Here is an 18,398-nt window from a genome sequence, read left to right as displayed (position 1 = left end):
GGCCCGCCGCTGCGGGGAGGGCCCCAAGGGTGCTGCTGTGGGCGTCGGAGGGCACCCCGAGGGTGCCGTGGGCGTCGGACGGGCCGGGTGGGTCAGCGCGGGGTCAGTTCCTGCCGCGCCGCGCCACCGCGACCGCTCCTCCGCCCGCGACGAGCAGGGCGATCGCGCCGCCCGCGATGTACGGGGTCAGGGAGTTGCCGCCGGTCTCGGCCAACCCGGCCTCGGCGGGGGCGCCTTGGGGCTTCACGTCACCGGCTGGGGTCTCCGAGGGCGCCGCGGAGGCGGGTGCCGCCGGGGCCTCGCAGGTGGCCTTCGCCAGGGTCAGGGTGCCCTCGACCTCGGCCACGTTGAGCTTCAACGGGTTGACGGAGACGGTGAGTTCGAGGGCGGTGGCGGCGGCCGTGCGCGAGGTGGTCTCGCGCTTGGACAGGTCGAGGCGGACCTCGCCGACGCCCGGGACCTTCACCTCGGTCGGGCCGCCCGCGCTCAGCGTGACCTTCTTGCCGAGGACGGTGACGTCACCGAGCACGTTGGACGTGGCGACCGGCGTCTTACCGGCCTCGCAGACCGCCTCGGACTTGACGGCGCCGAGCTCGACGACCGAGAGCAGCGGCAGGCCGGGGACATGGAGCTTGGCGTGCGCCAGGTTGGTCGAGGCCTCGGCCTTGGTCGCGGTGACGTTCGCCTTCGCCGACGCCACCTCGGCGTTCAGGACGCTGAAGGCCTGGCCGTTGTTCACGCCGTTCAACTCGGCGGTCAGCGCGGTCTTCTCGGCGCTCTGCGGCGCCTGCACTTCGTTCAGGGAGACCGCGAGCGGGACGTTCACGGTCTTGTTGAGCAGGGACACGTCGAGCCCGGTGCGCAGGACGACGGCGCTCGCGCGGCCCTCGTCGCCGGTGGCGTGTGCGGACCCCGCGCCCGCCAGGGCCGCGGGACCTGCGGCCAGGGCGGTGGCCGTCGCGACGGTCGCGAGACGGCGTGCGGGCATACGGAAGTTCTTGCCGTTCAAGGTGGGGACCCCTCAGAGGAGACTTGCTCGGGACTCGGCAAGAATTACGCACTGAGAGTGAACAGTCAGCAGTCCGACGGGACTTCACCCCAACGTGGTGCTCCCGTGAACCTTTTCGATTCATGCGGCACGGGTGTTCCTCGAAGTCACCCCCGTACCCCCTTCTGTGCGAGCGCGCCCGTTGACGGGGCGGCGCGTGAGCGGGAGTGCAGAACGAGCCAGATCGGTCGCTGGTTACGCTGCGTCAACGTGGCTCAGGCGGTGACCCGGCCGTTGAGGACGACGCGCTGCGGGTCCGCCAGTACGCGGACGTCGGCGCGCGGATCGGACGCGTAGACCACGAGGTCGGCCGGGGCGCCCTCCTCCAGGCCGGGGCGGCCGAGCCAGGTCCGGGCTTTCCAGGTCGTCGCCGCGAGGGCCTCGACCGGCGGGATGCCGGCGGTGACCAGTTCCGCGACCTCGGCCGCGACCAGACCGTGCGGGAGGGTGCCGCCGGCGTCGGTGCCGACGTACACCGGGATGCCGGCGTCGTAGGCGGACCGTACGGTGTCGTAGCGCCGCTCGTGCAGTCGCCGCATGTGGGCCGACCAGCGGGGGAACTTGTCCTCGCCGCCCGCCGCGAGCTGCGGGAAGGTGGCGATGTTGACCAGGGTCGGGACGATCGCCACGCCGTGTTCGACGAAGAGCGGGATCAGTTCCTCGGTCAGCCCGGTGGCGTGCTCGACGCAGTCGATGCCGGCGCCGACCAGGTTCGGGAGGGAGTCCGCGGAGAAGCAGTGGGCGGTGACCCGGGCGCCGAGGCGGTGGGCCTCGGCGATGGCCGCGTCGAGGGCGTCCCGGGGCCAGACCGCGGACAGGTCGCCGAGGTCGCGGTCGATCCAGTCGCCGACCAGCTTGACCCAGCCGTCGCCGCGCCGGGCCTCCTGGGCGACGTACGCGACCAGGTCGTCCGGCTCGATCTCGTGGGCGTAGCCGCGGATGTAGCGGCGGGTGCGGGCGATGTGCCGGCCGGCGCGGATGATCTTCGGGAGGTCCTCGCGGTCGTCGGTCCAGCGGGTGTCCGAGGGGGAACCGGCGTCGCGGATCAGCAGGGTGCCGGCCTCGCGGTCGGTGAGCGCCTGCTTCTCGGCGACGTCCTCCGGGACCGGGCCGTGCGGGCCGAGGCCGACATGGCAGTGCGCGTCGACCAGGCCCGGCAGGGCCCAGCCGACGACGGTACGGATGTCACGGGCGCCGGCGGGACGGTCGTAGGAGATCCGGCCGTCGACGATCCACAGCTCGTCGCGGACCTCCTCGGGTCCGACCAGGATCCGTCCCTTGACGTGCAGCACCGCGTGATCGCTCATGCCTCGCACCTTAATAGGAGCTCTGGCAGGTCACTGCTCCCAGGGCGGCGGGCCCTCGAAGGCGAGCATGTGGACGTCGAAGAGGACCGCGGCCTCGACGCCGAGTGCGGGGCCGCCCTGGTGGGCCGCCCAGGTCAGGAAGGGGCGGGGTTCGAAGCTGCCGGCGCCGAGGCCCTTGGTGTACTCGGCGTGGGCGGCGAGGGAGGCGATGCCGCGTTCCAGGGGTGCGCCGGTGACGTCCACGCCGTGGGTGGGGCGTTCGGCGCCGGCGAGGCACACGAAGCGGACGCCGCCCCAGGGTTCGAGGCCCTCGTCGGCGAGTTCGGGGAAGATCCAGCGGTTGCCCGCGTCCCGGGCGGCGTCGAGCGCGGCGAGGCCGACCACGCGATGGTCGGCCTGGTTGACCACGCCGGCGACCATGCGGACGGTGTACGCGCCGGTCACGAGGATGTCGGGCCGGTGGCGGCGGATCGCGCGGACGATGTCCCGGCGCAGGGCGGGCCCGTACTCGATCACGCCGTCCCGGTGGTCGAGGAACTCGACCGTGTCCACGCCCACTTCACGGGCCCCGGCGCGTTCCTCGGCCTCGCGCAGTGGAGCCGCCTGATCGGGGTGGAGGCCGTCGATGCCGGCCTCGCCGCGGGTGGCCAGCAGATACGTGACCTGCTTGCCCTGGGCCGTCCAGCGGGCCACGGCCGAGGCGGTCCCGTACTCGATGTCGTCCGGGTGGGCCGCCACGGCCAGACAGCGTTCCCAGTCCTCCGGCAGCGGCGGCAGCGTGGTGCCCGTCTCCTCTTGGGGTGTCATGACCGAATGATGACGGTTGGCGGCGTGCGAGGGACAGAGGAGCGTATGTCCCTCTTCAGTCGGTCTTGCCACCCACCTGGTCGGACGTCTCCTCCTCCACGTCGGCCATCGCCGGGTCGAGGAGGCGGGACAGGAAGTGGCGGGTGCGTTCGTGGCTCGGGTTGCCGATGACCTGGGCGGGGACGCCGTCCTCGACGATCACTCCACCGTCCATGAAGACGACCCGGTCGGCGACCTCGCGCGCGAAGGTCATCTCGTGGGTGACGACCATCATCGTCATGCCCTCGTCGGCGAGCATCCGCATCACCGCGAGGACGTCGCCCACGAGTTCGGGGTCGAGCGCCGAGGTCGGCTCGTCGAAGAGCATCACCTCCGGGCCCATGGAGAGCGAGCGGGCGATGGCGACGCGCTGCTGCTGGCCGCCGGAGAGGGAGGCCGGGTAGGCGTCCGCCTTCTCCGACAGGCCGACGCGTTCCAGGTTCTCGGCGGCCACCTTCGCCGCCTCCGCCTTGCCGCGCCTGAGGACCCGGCGCTGCGGGAGCGTGAGGTTCTCGGTCACGGTGAGGTGCGGGAAGAGGTTGAACTGCTGGAAGACCATGCCGATACGGCGGCGTACGGCGTCGATGTCGACGTCCGGGTCGGTGAGTTCGGTGCCGCCGACGAAGACCTGGCCCTTGGTGGGCTCTTCGAGGAGGTTCACGCAGCGCAGCAGCGTGGACTTGCCGGAGCCGGAGGGGCCGATGACACAGACGACCTCGCCGCGTCCGATCTCCAGGTCGATGCCCTTGAGGACCTCGTTGGCGCCGAACGACTTGTGCAGGCCCCGGACTTGGATCTCTGCGGTGCTGGTCACTTGACCGCCTCCTGGGCCTTGGCCTCCATACGGCGGACGACGAAGCCGAGCGGGATCGTCACCAGCAGATAGCACAGCCCTGCGACGAGGATCGGCGTGGAGTTGGCGGTCTGGCTGGCCAGATCGCGGCCGTACTTGGACAGTTCGCGCTCCTCCAGGGTGACGCCGAGGAACAGCACCAGCGAGGAGTCCTTGAAGAGCAGGACGAGTTCGTTGGTGAGCGGCGGCAGGATGATGCGGAACGCCTGCGGGATGATGATCGAGACCATGGCCCGCGCGGGCGAGAAGCCCAGTGAACGGGCCGCCTCCATCTGCCCCTTGGGGACCGCCTGGATGCCGGCGCGGATCGTCTCCGCCATGTAGGCCGCGGCGACCAGGCCGAGCGCGAGCGCGACCTTGCCGTAGGTGCCGCCGGGGATCTCGGTCCCGGGGAAGGCGAGCGGCACGGCCACGCCGATGAAGATGAAGATCAGCAGGGCGGGCAGGCCGCGGAAGATCTCGATGTAGACGCCGGCGAACCAGCGGTACGGGCCCACCGACGACAGCCGCATCAGTGCTATGACCATGCCGAGCACGAGCCCGAAGGCGAAGCCGGACAGCGTGTACAGCACGGTGTTCTTGAGCGCCAGCGTGATGACGTCCGGGAACATCTCCTTGGCGATGTCCCACTGGGCGAACTGGTTCTTCAGCCGGTCCCAGTCCGCCGACACCGCGAAGGCGATCACGGCGCCGACGAACACCACGTACTGCGCGCCGCGCGACAGACTGCGCTTCTGACGCCGGGTCAGGCCCTTCTTCCTGGGCTGGATCTGTACGTCCGTATCAGCCATGGGGTCAGGATGCCGACGCGGACGGGGAGGCGGAGGCCGCCGAGGCGTCGTACGGGCCGATCCACTTCTCGTACAGCTTCTTGTAGGTGCCGTCGGCCTTGGCGTCGGCGAGGGCCTTGTTGATGGCGGCGAGGAGCTTGGTGTTGCCCTTCTTCACCGTGAAGCCGTACTGCTCACCGGTGTTGATCTGCTCAGCCACGGAGAAGGCGTCGGAGTTGGCCTTGTCCTTCAGCCAGCCCTGGACCACCGGGTAGTCGATGACGACGGCCTTGACCTGGCCGGAGCGCAGGCCGTTGAGGACGGCGTCGGAGGACTCGAAGGAGACCGGGTCGAAGCCCTGGCTCTTGGCGTAGTCCTCGCCGGTGGTCTGGGCCTGGGCGCCGAGCTTGACCTTCTTGGCCTTGGCGTCGGCGAGGGAGGTGATCCCGCTGTCCTTGTCGACGAGCAGGGCCTGGGTGGCGTCGAAGTACGGGTCCGAGAAGTCGACGTTCTTCTTGCGCTCCTCGGTGATGGTCATGCCGGCCGCGGCGACGTCGCACTCGCCGGAGTTGAGGAAGGCGCCCGTCTTGAAGTTCTCGAAGGGGGTGTCGAGGATCTCCTGCTTCACGCCGAGGTCGTCGGCGACCAGGTCGATCAGCGAGACGTCGAAGCCCTGCACCTTGCCGTCGATCTCCGACTGGAAGGGCGGGTAGGGCAGGTGGGTGCAGGTGGTGAGCTGGCCCGCCTTGACGAGCTCGACGCCACCGGCGGCGGTCTTGGTGCCGCTGCCGCCGTCGTCGTCCGAGGAGCAGCCGGCCACGAGCAGGAGCCCGGCCGTCGCGGTGGTGGCGGCCAGGATGCGGGTCCGGCGCCCGAGGATCGTCTTCACGGGGGAGCCTCCTGTGGGGGAACTGTGGGTTCCGATTATAAGGAAAGGTTTGGGTCTCTCAAACCAAAGCGATGGTCGGGAGGCCGTTCAGCCTAAGAAGCACGGGGGTGGTCGGCCGCGGGCGGTGATGGACGGTCCGTGCGGCACCGGTCGGTGGTGGTGGACGTGGGGCGGTTACCCTCGATCACGTCTACCCCAGTGAGCGAAGAGAGCACCGCAGTGACGCACCCGTTCCTTGACCTGGCCCCGCTGAGCGCCGCGCACTTCGCGTCGATCGAGGACCGCGTGGCGCGGCTGCTGAGCACCGAGCAGGACGTCGTGATCATGCAGGGTGAGGCGCTGCTGCCGCTGGAGGGGGCGATCCGGGCGACGGCGGGACCGGGGACCGTCGCGCTGAACGTCATCACCGGCCCCTACGGGCAGACCTTCGGGGACTGGCTGCGAGACTGCGGGGCGACGGTCATCGACCTCGCGGTACCCTTCCACACCGCCGTCACGGCCGAGCAGATCCGTCAGGCCTTCACCGAACACCCGTCGATCGACTTCGTGTCGCTGGTGCACGCGGAGGCGGCCACCGGCAACACCAACCCGGTCGCGGAGATCGGGGAGGTCGTACGGGAGCACGGCGCGCTGTTCTACCTGGACGCGGTCGCCTCGATCGGCGCGGAGCCGGTGCTGCCGGACGCGTGGGGGGTCGACCTGTGCGTGATCGGGGCGCAGAAGGCGATGGGCGGGCCGGCCGGGGTGTCGGCGGTGTCGGTGAGCGAGCGGGCGTGGGCGCGGATGGCGGCGAACCCGCGGGCGCCGCGGCGGTCGTATCTGTCGCTGCTGGACTGGAAGGAGCGGTGGGTCGACGGCGGCCGCAAGGCGCTTCTGCACGCGCCGGCGCAGCTGGAGATGCTTGCCCTTGAGGCGTGTGTCGAGCGGATCGAGGAGGTCGGGCTGGATGCGGTGATGGCCCGGCATGCGGCGGCCGCCTCCGCGACTCGGGCGGGTGCGGTGGCGTTGGGCGGGGGGCTTGAGCCGTACGTGTACGAGGCTCGGGATGCCGCGCCGGTCGCCACGACGCTGCGGGCGCCTGCCGGGGTGGTGGCGTCCGAGCTGGTGGCTCGGGCGTTGGCCTCGGATCCGGCGTTGCCGCTGGCCGCGGGTGGGGGTGCGCTGGCCAAGGAGATGATCCGGGTGAACCACTACGGGGTGGACGCTACGCCGGGGGCGGTGCGGGCGAGTTTGGCGGCGCTCGGTGCGGCGCTGGCGGAGCGGGGGCTGGGTGTGGATGTGGAGGGGGCGTTGCGGGCGGTTGAGGGTGGGTGGCGGTAGAGGGTTTTCGCCCCCGCCGCCCCTACCCGTCCCATCCTGAAGGGGCTCCGCCCCTTCGACCCCGCCAGGGGGCTCCGCCCCCTGGACCCCCGTCGGCCCTGAAGGGGCCTCGTCCTCAAACGCCGGACGGGCTGAGGGATGCGGGGCGGCGTTCAAAGGTGCCGCCTCGTCCTCGGACGCCGGACGGGCTGGATTGTCAGACCCCGCGTGTCATGCTCCCCGCATGACCACCGACACGCCCCACACCCTTCCCGACGGTCGCCCCATCCCCCTCATGACCGGGCCCGAACTGCCCATGCTGGAAAGCTGGTTGGAGTTTCATCGGGCCACGCTCGCGCTGAAGTGCGCGGGGCTGGACGATGCGCAGGCGCGGGTCGCCTCCGTCGAGCCCTCCTCGCTCACCCTGCTCGGGCTGGTGCAGCATCTCGCCGAGGTGGAGCGGAACTGGTTCCAGCGGGTGATCGGGGGGCTGGAGCTGCCGCCCGTCTTCGACGGTGATGCGAGCGGGTACGTCCTCGATCCCGCTCGTACGCTCGACGAGGCCCCCTTCACCGGCACCGAGGTCAGTCTGCGGTGGGTGTTCATCCACATGATCGAGGAGTACGCCCGGCACAACGGACATGCGGACCTTTTGCGGGAACGTATCGACGGGGTAACCGGCGCATAATTCCTCGCTAATTCAGGAATTCTTTTCAGCGCAGCTTCCCGTATTCTTCTGCCCGCTTTTCCTCGACCTAAACGCAAAGATTTCGCGAACGCCAAGCGGGGTAATTCGGGCAGATCTCGTGGGGGTTACATGGGTGTGACGCGTTACACAACGCGACCGTTTTGCGTGGTTCATCCCGGTGATATCGGGGCATATGGCATCGCTCTCGCGCAACCGCACGCGCCCGCGCGATAACACAGCAGGGCCCACCATGTAACCCCTCCCGGCAATGCAATTCAGAATTTCCCTCGGTAAATTCAATCCGCATGACTGCCTCACCAGCAGACCTGCAAGCCGACCCGCAAACCGAACTGCGAATCGACCGCCCGTCCGTGACGGACGGTGCCGCATTGTGGCGGATAGCGAGGGACTCGAAGGCCCTCGACCTGAACTCGTCGTACAGCTATCTGCTGTGGTGTCGTGACTTCGCCGCCACGTCCGCCGTCGCGCGGGACGGGCACGGGGAGCCGGTCGGGTTCGTCACCGGCTATGTGCGGCCCGACCGTCCGCGCACCCTGCTCGTCTGGCAGGTGGCCGTGGACGAGGCGCACCGCGGGCGCGGGCTCGCGGGCACGCTGCTCGACGGGCTGGCCGCGCGGACCGCCGCCGAGCACCGGATCACCGCCGTCGAGACCACCATCACGCCGGGCAACACCGCCTCCGAGCGGCTCTTCGCCGCGTTCGCCGAGCGGCACGACGCGGAGGTGGAGCGTGAGGTCCTCTTCGACACCCGGCTGTTCCCCGACGGCCCGCACGACCCCGAAGTCCTGTACCGCATCGGTCCCCTCTCCCTCTGATCTCCCTCCGATTCCCCCCACACACGCCATCGAGGAGCGATTCGTCGTGACCATCACCCAGCCCGACCTCAGTGTCTTCGAGACCCTCGAGTCCGAGGTGCGCAGCTACTGCCGCGGCTGGCCCACCGTCTTCGACCGCGCGCACGGCAGCCGTATGTACGACGAGGACGGCCACGAGTACCTGGACTTCTTCGCCGGTGCCGGTTCGCTGAACTACGGGCACAACAACCCCGTCCTGAAACGGGCGTTGATCGACTACCTGGAGCGGGACGGCGTCACGCACGGGCTCGACATGTCGACCAGTGCGAAGCGGGCCTTCCTGCAGACCTTCCAGGACCTTGTGCTGCGGCCGCGCGATCTGCCGTACAAGGTCATGTTCCCGGGGCCGACGGGCACCAACGCCGTGGAGTCCGCGCTCAAGCTGGCGCGGAAGGTGAAGGGGCGCGAGGCGATCGTGTCGTTCACCAACGCCTTCCACGGGATGTCCCTCGGGTCCCTCGCCGTGACCGGCAACGCCTTCAAGCGGGCCGGGGCCGGGATACCGCTGGTGCACGGCACGCCCATGCCGTTCGACAACTACTTCGAGGGGACCGTCCCCGACTTCCTGTGGTTCGAGCGGCTCCTGGAGGACCAGGGCTCGGGGCTCAACAAGCCCGCCGCGGTGATCGTGGAGACCGTGCAGGGGGAGGGCGGCATCAACGTCGCCCGGCCCGAATGGCTGCGCGCGCTCAAGGAGTTGTGCGAGCGGCAGGACATGCTGCTCATCGTCGACGACATCCAGATGGGCTGCGGGCGCACCGGCGCGTTCTTCTCCTTCGAGGAGGCGGGCATCACGCCCGACATCGTCACCGTCTCCAAGTCCATCAGCGGCTACGGGCTGCCGATGTCGCTGTGCCTGTTCAAGCCCGAGCTGGACATCTGGGAGCCCGGCGAGCACAACGGCACGTTCCGCGGCAACAACCCCGCGTTCGTCACCGCGACCGCGGCCCTGGAGTCGTACTGGGCCGACGGGTCGGCGATGGAGAAGCAGACCCGGGCGCGCGGCGAGCAGGTCGAGCAGGGGCTCATCTCCATCACGGAGGAGAACCTCGCCGACGTGAAGGAGTACCGGGGCCGGGGTCTGGTGTGGGGCCTGGAGTTCCATGACAAGGCGCGGGCCGGACGGGTCGCCGCGCGCGCCTTCGAACTCGGGCTGCTCATCGAGACGTCGGGGCCGGAGAGCGAGGTCGTGAAGCTGCTCCCGGCGCTGACCGTCAGCCCGGACGAGCTGGACGAGGGTCTGAGCGTCCTCGCCCGCTCCGTACGCGAAACCGTCTGAGAAGCCTTACCCGAGACCGTCCGAGAAGAGGAGCTGTTCAGCACGTGATCGTCCGATCGTTCAAGGACATCGAAGGCACCGACCGGCATGTGAGGTCGGCGTCCGGCACCTGGGAGAGCAAACGGATCGTGCTCGCCAAGGAGAGGGTCGGGTTCTCCCTCCACGAGACGATCCTGTACGCGGGTACGGAGACGTCGATGTGGTACGCGAACCACATCGAGGCCGTCGTCTGCGTCGAGGGCGAGGCCGAGCTGACCGACGACGAGACCGGGCTGAAGTACACGATCACGCCCGGGACCATGTACCTCCTCGACGGTCACGAGCGGCACACGATGCGGATCAAGGAGGACTTCCGCTGCATCTGTGTGTTCAACCCGCCCGTGACCGGACGGGAGGACCACGACGAGAACGGTGTCTATCCGTTGCTGACCGAGGAGGGCTGAGCCCGATGACCACCATCACCGATCTGTACCCGAGCCGAGGCGCCGCCGAGGTCACCGTCCCGCGCCAGGACCCGGTCGTCTGGGGTGCCCCGGACACCCCCGGCCCGATCTCCTCTCTCGACCTCCAGTCGTACGAGCGGGACGGCTTCCTCGCCATCGAGGAGCTGATCACCGAGGACGAAGTGTCCGTCTACCGGCAGGAGTTGGAGCGGCTCGTCACCGATCCGGCGATCCGCGAGGACGAGCGGTCGATCGTCGAGCCGAAGTCCAAGGAGATCCGCTCGGTCTTCGAGGTGCACCGGATCAGCGAGGTGTTCGCGGCGCTGGTGCGGGACGAGCGGGTCGTCGGCCGGGCCCGGCAGATCCTCGGCTCGGACGTCTACGTCCACCAGTCGCGGATCAACGTCAAGCCGGGCTTCGGGGCCAGTGGCTTCTACTGGCACTCGGACTTCGAGACCTGGCACGCCGAGGACGGGCTGCCGAACATGCGGACGGTGTCCGTCTCGATCGCGCTGACCGAGAACTACGACACCAACGGCGGGCTCATGATCATGCCCGGTTCGCACCGGACCTTCCTCGGGTGCGCGGGGGCCACGCCGACGGACAACTACAAGAAGTCGCTCCAGATGCAGGACGCGGGCACGCCGTCGGACGAGGCGCTGACCGCGATGGCCGGCGAGTACGGCATCAAGCTGTTCACCGGCAAGGCCGGTTCGGCGACCTGGTTCGACTGCAACTGCATGCACGGCTCCGGCGACAACATCACGCCGTTCCCGCGCAGCAACGTCTTCATCGTGTTCAACAGCGTGGAGAACGCGGCGGTGGAGCCGTTCGCGGCGCCGGTGCGGCGGCCGACGTTCATCGGATCGAGGGATTTCACTCCCGTCCGGTGAGCCGAGCCCGGCCGGGGGTCCGGGGGTTGTCCCCCGGAGAATGCGGCATCGAGGCCCGGGACTTCACGCCGGTGCGCTGACCTCCCGCATCACAGCCACGCCAGCGACGCGGCCCGCTCCAGTACGTTCCGTACGGCGGCCGCGTCGCCGGTGGCGTTCGCGGGCACCGTGCCGGGGTCGTGCCGGCCGCCGACGAGCAGACAGAAGTCGTAGGCGTCCAGGGCGAGTTCAGCCCGTACGGGTTCGCCCTCGGCGCCCAGCACCCACTCCTCTCCCCCGGTGACCGAGAGCAGCACCGGGGGTGCGGTGGGTCCGAGGGCGATGCCGAGGACGCGGACGGCCAGCCGGACCAACTGCCACAAGTGCCGCTCGGGCGGTGGCGGTACGACGAGGCCCAGGGCGCGGCCGATGTCGTCGGTGTGCATCCACGTCTCGAAGGCCCGCCCCAGGTAGTGGTCGGCGACCGGCAGCCGCAGGCCCATCAACTCGACGGCCCGCGCGGCGCGTTCGGGATCGTGGGCCTCGGGCACGGCCAGCAGCCCGTCCGCCTGCGCGGCCCAGTCGGCGACGGTCTCCTCCGGTGCCCGCCCGTGCTCGTGTGCGATGACGTCGGCGGTGCGCCGCTCCCAGGCGTCCGTCCAACTCAGGTCCGCCGGCAGGCGCGAGGGTGGCACCCGCGGGGCCAGGCCCACCAGACGCGCCAAGTGCTCGTCGGCGGCGAGGAGATGGGCGACGGTGGCATGCACGTCCCAGTCGTGCACCACCGGCGTCGACCAGCGCCCCACCATCTCGGGCAGCAACGCCCTGAGCCCGGCGACAGCAGCGGCATACGGCACGGCGTGCACGGCCACGCGGGGCGAGGCGGGCCGGGTGCGCCGGGCGGCGGCGAGGATGTCGGCGGCGGGGCGACGAGCGGCCCCGGCCGGTCCGGGCTCGGCGAGGACGCCGGCAGCGGGACGACGGGCGGCACCGCCGGGGTCGGGTGCGGGTCCCGATCCGGACGCGGGCTCGGGTGCGGGTTCCGGTGCGGGTGCTGATCCGGGTGCGGGCTCGGGTGCCGGCCCCGATCCGGGCGCAGGTCCGCGTTCGGGCCCGGGTCCCGGCGCGGGATCAGGTGCGGGTACGGGTGCTGATCCGGGCGGGGGTTCGGGTGCGGGGGTGGGTGCGAGTGCCGGGTTGTCGAGCAGGCGTACCGTCTCGTGCAGACGTTCCGCTTCTGTGGCGCACGCCTCGCACTCGGCCAGGTGCTGCGGCACCGTGTGGCGTTCTGTGGGGTCCAGGGCTCCGAAGGCCCAGGCGGCCAGCAGGTTCCGTACGTCGTCGTGTTCCGTGGTCATCGCGTCTCACCTCCCCTGTCGGCCATCATGCGCCCCTTTCCAGCGCGGGGTCGGGCGGGTCGGCCAAAGTCTCGGCCAAGGTGCGTAACGCGGTGCGCAGGCGGGTCTTCGCGGTGCCCTCGGGGATGCCGAGTTCGACCGCCGCCTGCCGGTAGGTGCGGCCCGCGAAGTACGCCAGGTGCACCACCTCCCGCTGATGGGGCGGGAGTTCGGCGAGGGCGGTGTGCAGCAGCAGGGAGCGTTCCCGGTCGACGACCGTCTCGTCGGGGCCGGGTCCGGGCTCGGGGATGGCGTGCAGGGCCGAGTCGTCGGCGCGGGCGTCCTTGCGGTGCCGTTCCTCGCTGCGCACGTAGTCCACGGCCCGCCGGTGGGCGAGCAGGGACAGCCAGGTGCGCAGCGAGCCGCGGCGCGCGTCGAAGGCGTACGGCCTGCTCCACAGCTGGGCGAAGACCTCCTGCGCCACGTCCTCGGCGGCCCCTGGGCTGCGGGTGACCCGTACGGCGACCGCGCGCACCAGGCCGCCGTACGCCGCGTACGCCTCGGCCAGCGCGGACTCGTCGCCGTACACGAGCCGCCGGTGCAGCTCCGTGTCCGCGGGCGGCTGTACGGAGGCGTTCTCCGTGGACTCCACGTGCCCTTCCTAGCGTCCCCGCCGGGCCCGCGCCAGTGGTTCAGGAAGACAGGGCGTCCAGCAGCCGGTCGACGTCGTCGGTCGTGTTGTACAGATGGAACGCCGTCCGCAGGTTGCCCGCCCGGTCGGAGACCTCGATCCCGGCCTCGCTCAACTCGCCCTGGCGGTGGCCGAGTTCGGGCACGGAGACGATCGGTGAGCCCGGGGACGGGACGGGGGTGTGGCCCAGGGCGGCGAGGCCGGTGCGGAAGCGGTCGGCGAGGGCGAGGTCGTGGGCCCGGATGGTGTCCACGCCTAGTTCCGCGAGGAGTTCTAGGGAGCGCCGGGCGCCCGCGTAGGAGAACAGGGCCGGGCTCTCGTCGAACCGGCGTGCGGAGTGGGCGAGTTCGTCGATGGGGCCGTAACACGCGTCCCAGGGGCGCTCCCCCGCCACCCAGCCGGCGAACAGCGGGGTGAGTCCGCCGAGGTCCGCCGGGACGACGAGGAAGGCCACGCCCCGCGGGCAGAAGAGCCACTTGAAGCCGACGGAGACGGAGTAGTCGTGGGCGTCCGCGTCGAAGTCCAGCCAGCCGGTGGCCTGGGAGGCGTCGACGTAGGTGCGAGCGCCGTACTGCCGCGCGGCCTCGCCGATCGCGGGCAGGTCGGCGATCCGGCCGTCGGCGGACTGCGCGGCGCTGACCGCGACCAGGGCGGTGCCGGGGCGGACGGCCTCGGCGAGCCGTTCCAGGGGGACGCTGCGGACCTTGAGGTCGGAGCGGATGTGGAAGGGGTTCACCAGCGAGCTGAAGTCGCCCTCGGCGGTGAGGACTTCGGCGCCCTCGGGGAGGGAGGCGGCGATCAGGCCGCTGTAGACGGCGACCGAGGCGCCGGCCGCGACGCGGCTGTCGGGCACGCCGACGAGGCGGGCGTACGCGGTGCGGCTCGCCTCGACGTCCCCGAACATGTCGGTGGGGTCGCCGGCGGCGGCCGACTCCACGGCGACGCGCATCGCGGCGACGGTGCGGGCCGGGAGCAGGCCGGTGCTCGCGGTGTTGAGGTAGGTGTTCTTCGGGGCGAACTCGGCACGGACGAGGCTCTCGAAGGTTCCCAAGGTCTCCATGGATCCACTGTGGGCCCCGGAGAACTCCCCGTCCATTACCGATTTTTACGTGGTTTTCCTAAGCATCGCTTATACGTCCGCCCCGACCTGCGGCTCTCTACCGCTGCGGGACCGCGCATCCGTCCGGGCCGCAGGCGTCCGCGTCGCCCTGGTCGATGAGCTGGAGCGGGGAGCGCTCGCCCCAGGCCTGGGTCAGCGCCTGGGCGAAGACCTCGGCGGGCTGGGCGCCGGAGACGCCGTACTTGCGGTCGAGGACGAAGAAGGGCACGCCGTTCGCGCCGAGCTCGGCGGCCTCGCGCTCGTCGGCGCGGACGTCGTCGGCGTAGGCGGTGGGGTCGGCGAGGACCTTGCGGACGTCGGCCTCGTCGAGACCGGTGCCGACGGCCAGCTCCACGAGCCGTTCGTCGCCCTCGGCGAAGACGGAGCGCTCCTCGGCGAAGTTGGCGCGGTAGAAGGCCTGGATGAGGTCGTTCTGCTTGCCGTGCTCCTTGGCGAGGTGGAGCAGGCGGTGCATGTCGAAGGTGTTGCCGTGGTCGCGGTCGCGGGTGCGGTAGTCCAGGCCCTCGGCGGCGGCCTGGGCGCCGAGGTTCTCCTCGCCGGCCTGGGCCTGGGCCTCGCTCATGCCGTACTTCTTGGTGAGCATCTTGATCACGGGCTGTACGTCGCCCTTGGCGCGGCCGGGGTCCAGCTCGAAGGAGCGGTGCACCACCTCGACGCCGTCGCGGTTCGGGAAGGCCTCCAGCGCCTTCTCGAAGCGGGCCTTGCCCACGTAGCACCAGGGGCAGGCGATGTCGCTCCAGATCTCGACGCGCATGTTCTCGGCTCTCTCCAGGTCGGCGTGCGGGTGCGGAGGCTTCCTCCGGCTAGTGGGTGAACGTTCAAGCAGCGGGGTTCATTCCCTGGGAGCGCTGCGGGACCGTGGCGGTTCGCGTTTCGCGCTTGCGGTTCGTTGGGGGTCGGGGCCGCGCCGGGGGGTGTCCGTCCTCGGAACGGCGCGGAATCGGTCAGCTATCAACGCGGCCGTGTTGACGCGCCAACCGCTGCGGGCGGACACCCCCCGACACGTCCCCTTCCCGCCGTCGCGCGCTGCGGGTCCTCGGGGGGCGTCGTCGTCCTACGCGTTTGCCCCCACGCGGCTGAACTGGGTCCTGTACGCCGTGGGGGTCAGGCCTGTGCGGCGGGTCAGGTGGGTGCGGAGGGAGTCTGCTGTGCCGAGGCCCGAGGCGTGGGCGATCTGGTCCATGGGGAGGGTGGTGGTCTCCAGGAGTTCCTTGGCTCGTTCTATGCGCTGGTGGAGGAGCCATTGGAGGGGGCTCACGCCGCTCTCGGCGTGGAAGCGGCGGGTGAGGGTGCGGACCGACACCCCTGCGTGACGGGCCAGGTCTGTCAGGGTCAGGGGTTTGTCCAGGTTGCGCATCGCCCAGCCCCTGGTGTCTGCGCAGGCCGTGCCGCGTTCCGGTGGGAGGGGGGTCTGGGTGAACTGAGTCTGGCCCCCGGGACGTACGGGGGCCACCAGGGCCAGGCGGGCCACCTCGTTGGCGACGGCCGCGCCGTAGTCGGTGCGGATCATGTGCAGGCACATGTCGATGCCGGCCGCGTAGCCGGAGGAGGTGAGGATCTGGCCGTCCTGCACATAGAGGACGTCGCCCTTGAGGTCGAGCGCCGGGTAGCGGTCCCGCAGCTCGTCCGCCAGCTGCCAGTACGTCGTCGCGCTGCGGCCGTCCAGCAGGCCCGCCTCGGCCAGCACGAAGGCGCCGCTGCAGATGGAGGTGACCCTCCTGCCGGCGGCGGCAGCGGTACGGACGGCGGCGACCGTGCGGGCGTCCGGGGCGTACTGCTCCCCGGTGCCGGCGACCAGCACGGTGTCGGCGGACTCGACGGCGTCGAGGCCACGGGAGACGTGCAGGTCGAGGCCGCCGGTGGTGGTGACGGGGCCGGGGTCCGGGGTGCAGACGGTGACCTCGTAGCCGGGCGCCCCGTCGATCTCCACCTTCGCGAACAGCAGCTCCGGAATGGCGAGGTTGAACATCGAGACCGGGGACGGCGCGATGACGACGATGCGGTGCGGTGTCATGGCCAGAACCTCCGGGTGCATGGCATTCAGGCCACTACTGTACGGCGGCGGAGATCCGCAGCATGAGGTCATGCCGAGTCAACAGTCGAGCAATCATCCGACCAAGGAACATCAGCTCCCCGGGCAACCGGGGGACCCGTCCGCCATGAAGCCCGCGCCCGCCCTCGCTCTCACCGCCGCCCTCCTCGGCTTCGCGCTGATCACCCTGGACGCGTCCGTGGTGAACGTGGCGCTCCCGGCCGTCGGCTCCTCGCTGGGCGGCGGGATGACCGGGCTCCAGTGGGTGGTGGACGCCTACACCCTCGCCTTCGCCGCCCTGATGCTCTCCACGGGCGCCTTCGCGGACCGCGTCGGGGCGAGCCGGGCCTACACGCTCGGCATCACCGTCTTCACCCTCGCCTCGGCGGCCTGCGGGCTCGCGCCGAACCTCGCGACACTGATCGGCGCGCGGGTGGTGCAGGGTGTCGCGGCGGCGGTCGTGCTGCCGGCGTCGCTGGCTCTCGTACGGCAGGCGTACGCCGACCCTGCGCGGCGGGCACGGGCGGTGGCCGTGTGGGCCGCGGGCGGGTCGGTCGCGGTGGCCCTCGGTCCGGTGGCGGGCGGTGCGCTGACGACGGCCTGGGACTGGCGGGGCATCTTCTTCGTCAACCTGCCGCTGGGCGCGGTGGCGTTGGCGCTGCTGGTCCGGGCGCCCCGGTCGCGGCCCCGGCCCGCGCCGCTCGACCTGCCGGGACAGATGACGGCCGTCGTGACGCTGACCGCGTTGACGTTCGCGGTGATCGAGGGAGGGGCAACAGGGCTCGCGGCGCTGGCGGTTGCCGCGGTGGCCGGTCTTCTCTTCCTCCGGATCGAGCGTCGGCAGCCCCACCCCGTCGTGCCGCTCGGGCTCTTCCGCAGCCGGAACATCTCCGTGGCGGTCGCGGCGGGAACCGCGTGCAGCGTGGCCTTCTACGGCATGGTGTTCGTCTTCTCGCTCTTCTTCCAGCAGGTCCAGGGCCGCTCCGCGCTCTACGCCGGGCTGCTGTTCCTGCCGATGAGCGCGCTGATCGGGGCGACGAACGTGGCCTCCGGCAAGCTGGCGGGCCGGTACGGGCCACGGCTGCCGATGCTGATCGGGCAGGGCGTCGCCCTCGCCGGGCTGCTGCTTCTGCTGACCGTCGGGGCGGGCACCCCACCGGCGCTGGTGGCCCTGCTCCTCGTACCGATGGCCCTCGGCTGCGCCCTGACGGTCCCGCCGTTGACCGCCGTGATGATGGAGGCGGTGCCGGCCGAGCGGGCCGGCCTCGCGGCCGGGGTCCTCAACTCGGCGCGGCAGGTGGGCGGCGGGCTGGGGATCGCCGTGTTCGGGGCGCTGGTGTCGGGCGGGTTCGTCGAGGGGATGCGGGTGAGCCTGGGGATCGGGGCGGCCCTGTTCGCGGTGACCTGGCTGTTCAGCTTCCGTCTCGCAGGTCCTGCATCCAGTTGGGCCGGAACTCCAGGTGGTCGTACGTGACCACACACCCCTCCCCCATCGGCGACTGGGTCATGAAGCCGACGAGGGCGGCGCCGGTCTCCTTCTCCTCGCCGAGGGTGAAGAGCCGGACGAAGGTCCAGTGCTTGCCGTCCCGGGAGGCGTGGAAGGCGAACGCGCGCCCGGTGCGGCTCACTCTGAGCCAGACCGAACTGCCCTCCACGGTGAAGGAGTTGGCGTCGTCGGAGTGGCCCCGGGTGACCACCGTGCAGACGGTGGGCACGTCCGGGGAGTACTCCAGGCACAGCTTTGCCCAGGCCCGGTCACCGACATGGACGTAGAGCACCCCGGCGTCGAAGGACGCACTGAAGCCGACGGTGACCCGGGCGATGAGCTGGAAGTCCCCTTCCGGCGCGCCGAGCAGACGCGGCGCGTCGGAGGCGGGGTCGAGGGCCTCGTCGGTGGGCGGGACGAAGCGGTCCTGCCGCGCGCCCGCCCAACCGGTGAGGACCCCGTCCTCGTACGACCAGTGGCCGTCGGGGCCGTAAGTCCGCAGAGGGAAAGGAAGTTCAGGAAGTTCCACGTCCATGCTCAGAGTTTCCCAGCTTCCTTTTCTC

At 70.9% G+C, this 18,398-nt stretch carries 19 protein-coding genes; 7 read left to right on the top strand and 12 right to left on the bottom strand.

The genetic code is table 11. The features are described 5' to 3' along the window. Positions 1 to 103: 103 nt before the first annotated feature. The 6 genes from IQ210_RS19860 to IQ210_RS19835 all read right to left on the bottom strand — a co-directional run bounded on the left by IQ210_RS19860 (position 104) and on the right by IQ210_RS19835 (position 5,713). On the bottom strand, positions 104 to 1,009 hold the full coding sequence (locus tag IQ210_RS19860; RefSeq protein ID WP_194080381.1) for an SCO1860 family LAETG-anchored protein: 906 nt from the start codon (positions 1,007 to 1,009) through the stop codon (positions 104 to 106). A 254-nt stretch (positions 1,010 to 1,263) separates the two neighbouring features. Next, complete coding sequence (locus IQ210_RS19855) at positions 1,264 to 2,355, bottom strand: amidohydrolase family protein (RefSeq protein WP_194080380.1); 1,092 nt, start codon at positions 2,353 to 2,355, stop codon at positions 1,264 to 1,266. A 30-nt stretch (positions 2,356 to 2,385) separates the two neighbouring features. Beyond that, positions 2,386 to 3,162 (bottom strand): PIG-L deacetylase family protein, encoded by a 777-nt coding sequence (locus IQ210_RS19850; protein ID WP_194080379.1) that lies wholly within the window; start codon positions 3,160 to 3,162, stop codon positions 2,386 to 2,388. A gap of 55 nt (positions 3,163 to 3,217) precedes the next feature. Continuing rightward, on the bottom strand, positions 3,218 to 4,015 hold the full coding sequence (locus tag IQ210_RS19845) for an amino acid ABC transporter ATP-binding protein (RefSeq protein WP_194080378.1): 798 nt from the start codon (positions 4,013 to 4,015) through the stop codon (positions 3,218 to 3,220). Next, positions 4,012 to 4,845 carry an amino acid ABC transporter permease gene (locus tag IQ210_RS19840; protein WP_194080377.1) on the bottom strand — a complete coding sequence of 278 codons (834 nt, stop codon included), beginning with the start codon at positions 4,843 to 4,845 and terminating at the stop codon, positions 4,012 to 4,014. The genes IQ210_RS19845 and IQ210_RS19840 overlap by 4 nt, the downstream gene beginning before the upstream one ends. A gap of 4 nt (positions 4,846 to 4,849) precedes the next feature. Further along, positions 4,850 to 5,713 (bottom strand): transporter substrate-binding domain-containing protein, encoded by an 864-nt coding sequence (locus IQ210_RS19835; protein WP_194080376.1) that lies wholly within the window; start codon positions 5,711 to 5,713, stop codon positions 4,850 to 4,852. Between the two features lie 219 nt (positions 5,714 to 5,932). Between IQ210_RS19835 and IQ210_RS19830 the strand changes: the two genes are divergently transcribed. The 6 genes from IQ210_RS19830 (at position 5,933) to thpD (ending at position 11,190) form a co-directional block, all read left to right on the top strand. Further along, positions 5,933 to 7,033, top strand: coding sequence for a pyridoxal-phosphate-dependent aminotransferase family protein (locus IQ210_RS19830; protein ID WP_194080375.1), 1,101 nt, complete (start codon positions 5,933 to 5,935; stop codon positions 7,031 to 7,033). A gap of 223 nt (positions 7,034 to 7,256) precedes the next feature. Beyond that, positions 7,257 to 7,700, top strand: coding sequence for a DinB family protein (locus IQ210_RS19825; protein WP_194080374.1), 444 nt, complete (start codon positions 7,257 to 7,259; stop codon positions 7,698 to 7,700). Between the two features lie 305 nt (positions 7,701 to 8,005). Continuing rightward, positions 8,006 to 8,536 (top strand): diaminobutyrate acetyltransferase, encoded by a 531-nt coding sequence (gene ectA / locus IQ210_RS19820; protein WP_194080373.1) that lies wholly within the window; start codon positions 8,006 to 8,008, stop codon positions 8,534 to 8,536. Positions 8,537 to 8,582: 46 nt separating this feature from the next. After that, positions 8,583 to 9,854 carry a diaminobutyrate--2-oxoglutarate transaminase gene (gene ectB, locus IQ210_RS19815; protein ID WP_194080372.1) on the top strand — a complete coding sequence of 424 codons (1,272 nt, stop codon included), beginning with the start codon at positions 8,583 to 8,585 and terminating at the stop codon, positions 9,852 to 9,854. Between the two features lie 44 nt (positions 9,855 to 9,898). Then, positions 9,899 to 10,297, top strand: coding sequence for an ectoine synthase (locus IQ210_RS19810; protein WP_194080371.1), 399 nt, complete (start codon positions 9,899 to 9,901; stop codon positions 10,295 to 10,297). Between the two features lie 5 nt (positions 10,298 to 10,302). After that, a complete protein-coding gene (gene thpD, locus IQ210_RS19805; protein ID WP_194080370.1) occupies positions 10,303 to 11,190 on the top strand; it encodes an ectoine hydroxylase in 888 nt (295 codons plus the stop codon). An 89-nt stretch (positions 11,191 to 11,279) separates the two neighbouring features. Here thpD and IQ210_RS19800 read toward each other — a convergent pair whose 3' ends face one another. The 5 genes from IQ210_RS19800 to IQ210_RS19780 form a co-directional block, all read right to left on the bottom strand. Further along, on the bottom strand, positions 11,280 to 12,527 hold the full coding sequence (locus IQ210_RS19800) for a maleylpyruvate isomerase family mycothiol-dependent enzyme (protein WP_194080369.1): 1,248 nt from the start codon (positions 12,525 to 12,527) through the stop codon (positions 11,280 to 11,282). A gap of 25 nt (positions 12,528 to 12,552) precedes the next feature. Further along, entirely contained in the window at positions 12,553 to 13,158 is a 606-nt protein-coding gene (locus IQ210_RS19795) for an RNA polymerase sigma factor (protein WP_194080368.1), read from the bottom strand. Positions 13,159 to 13,198: 40 nt separating this feature from the next. Then, on the bottom strand, positions 13,199 to 14,293 hold the full coding sequence (locus IQ210_RS19790) for an aminotransferase class V-fold PLP-dependent enzyme (RefSeq protein ID WP_194080367.1): 1,095 nt from the start codon (positions 14,291 to 14,293) through the stop codon (positions 13,199 to 13,201). A 61-nt stretch (positions 14,294 to 14,354) separates the two neighbouring features. Then, positions 14,355 to 15,071: a DsbA family oxidoreductase gene (locus IQ210_RS19785; protein WP_194080366.1), complete on the bottom strand. Its 717-nt coding sequence runs from the start codon at positions 15,069 to 15,071 to the stop codon at positions 14,355 to 14,357. Between the two features lie 300 nt (positions 15,072 to 15,371). After that, a complete protein-coding gene (locus IQ210_RS19780) occupies positions 15,372 to 16,331 on the bottom strand; it encodes a GlxA family transcriptional regulator (RefSeq protein ID WP_228047991.1) in 960 nt (319 codons plus the stop codon). 70 nt (positions 16,332 to 16,401) lie between these two features. Here IQ210_RS19780 and IQ210_RS19775 point away from each other — a divergent pair, with 70 nt between their 5' ends. After that, positions 16,402 to 17,823, top strand: coding sequence for an MFS transporter (locus IQ210_RS19775; RefSeq protein WP_407699711.1), 1,422 nt, complete (start codon positions 16,402 to 16,404; stop codon positions 17,821 to 17,823). Here IQ210_RS19775 and IQ210_RS19770 read toward each other — a convergent pair. Then, on the bottom strand, positions 17,762 to 18,370 hold the full coding sequence (locus IQ210_RS19770) for a DUF1349 domain-containing protein (RefSeq protein WP_194080363.1): 609 nt from the start codon (positions 18,368 to 18,370) through the stop codon (positions 17,762 to 17,764). The genes IQ210_RS19775 and IQ210_RS19770 overlap by 62 nt on opposite strands. Positions 18,371 to 18,398: the final 28 nt, after the last annotated feature.

Origin of the sequence: Streptomyces justiciae (genome assembly GCF_015163075.1) — a bacterium.
In the GTDB taxonomy this organism is placed as follows: domain Bacteria; phylum Actinomycetota; class Actinomycetes; order Streptomycetales; family Streptomycetaceae; genus Streptomyces; species Streptomyces justiciae.
This window is presented reverse-complemented; position numbering and strand designations above follow the sequence as displayed.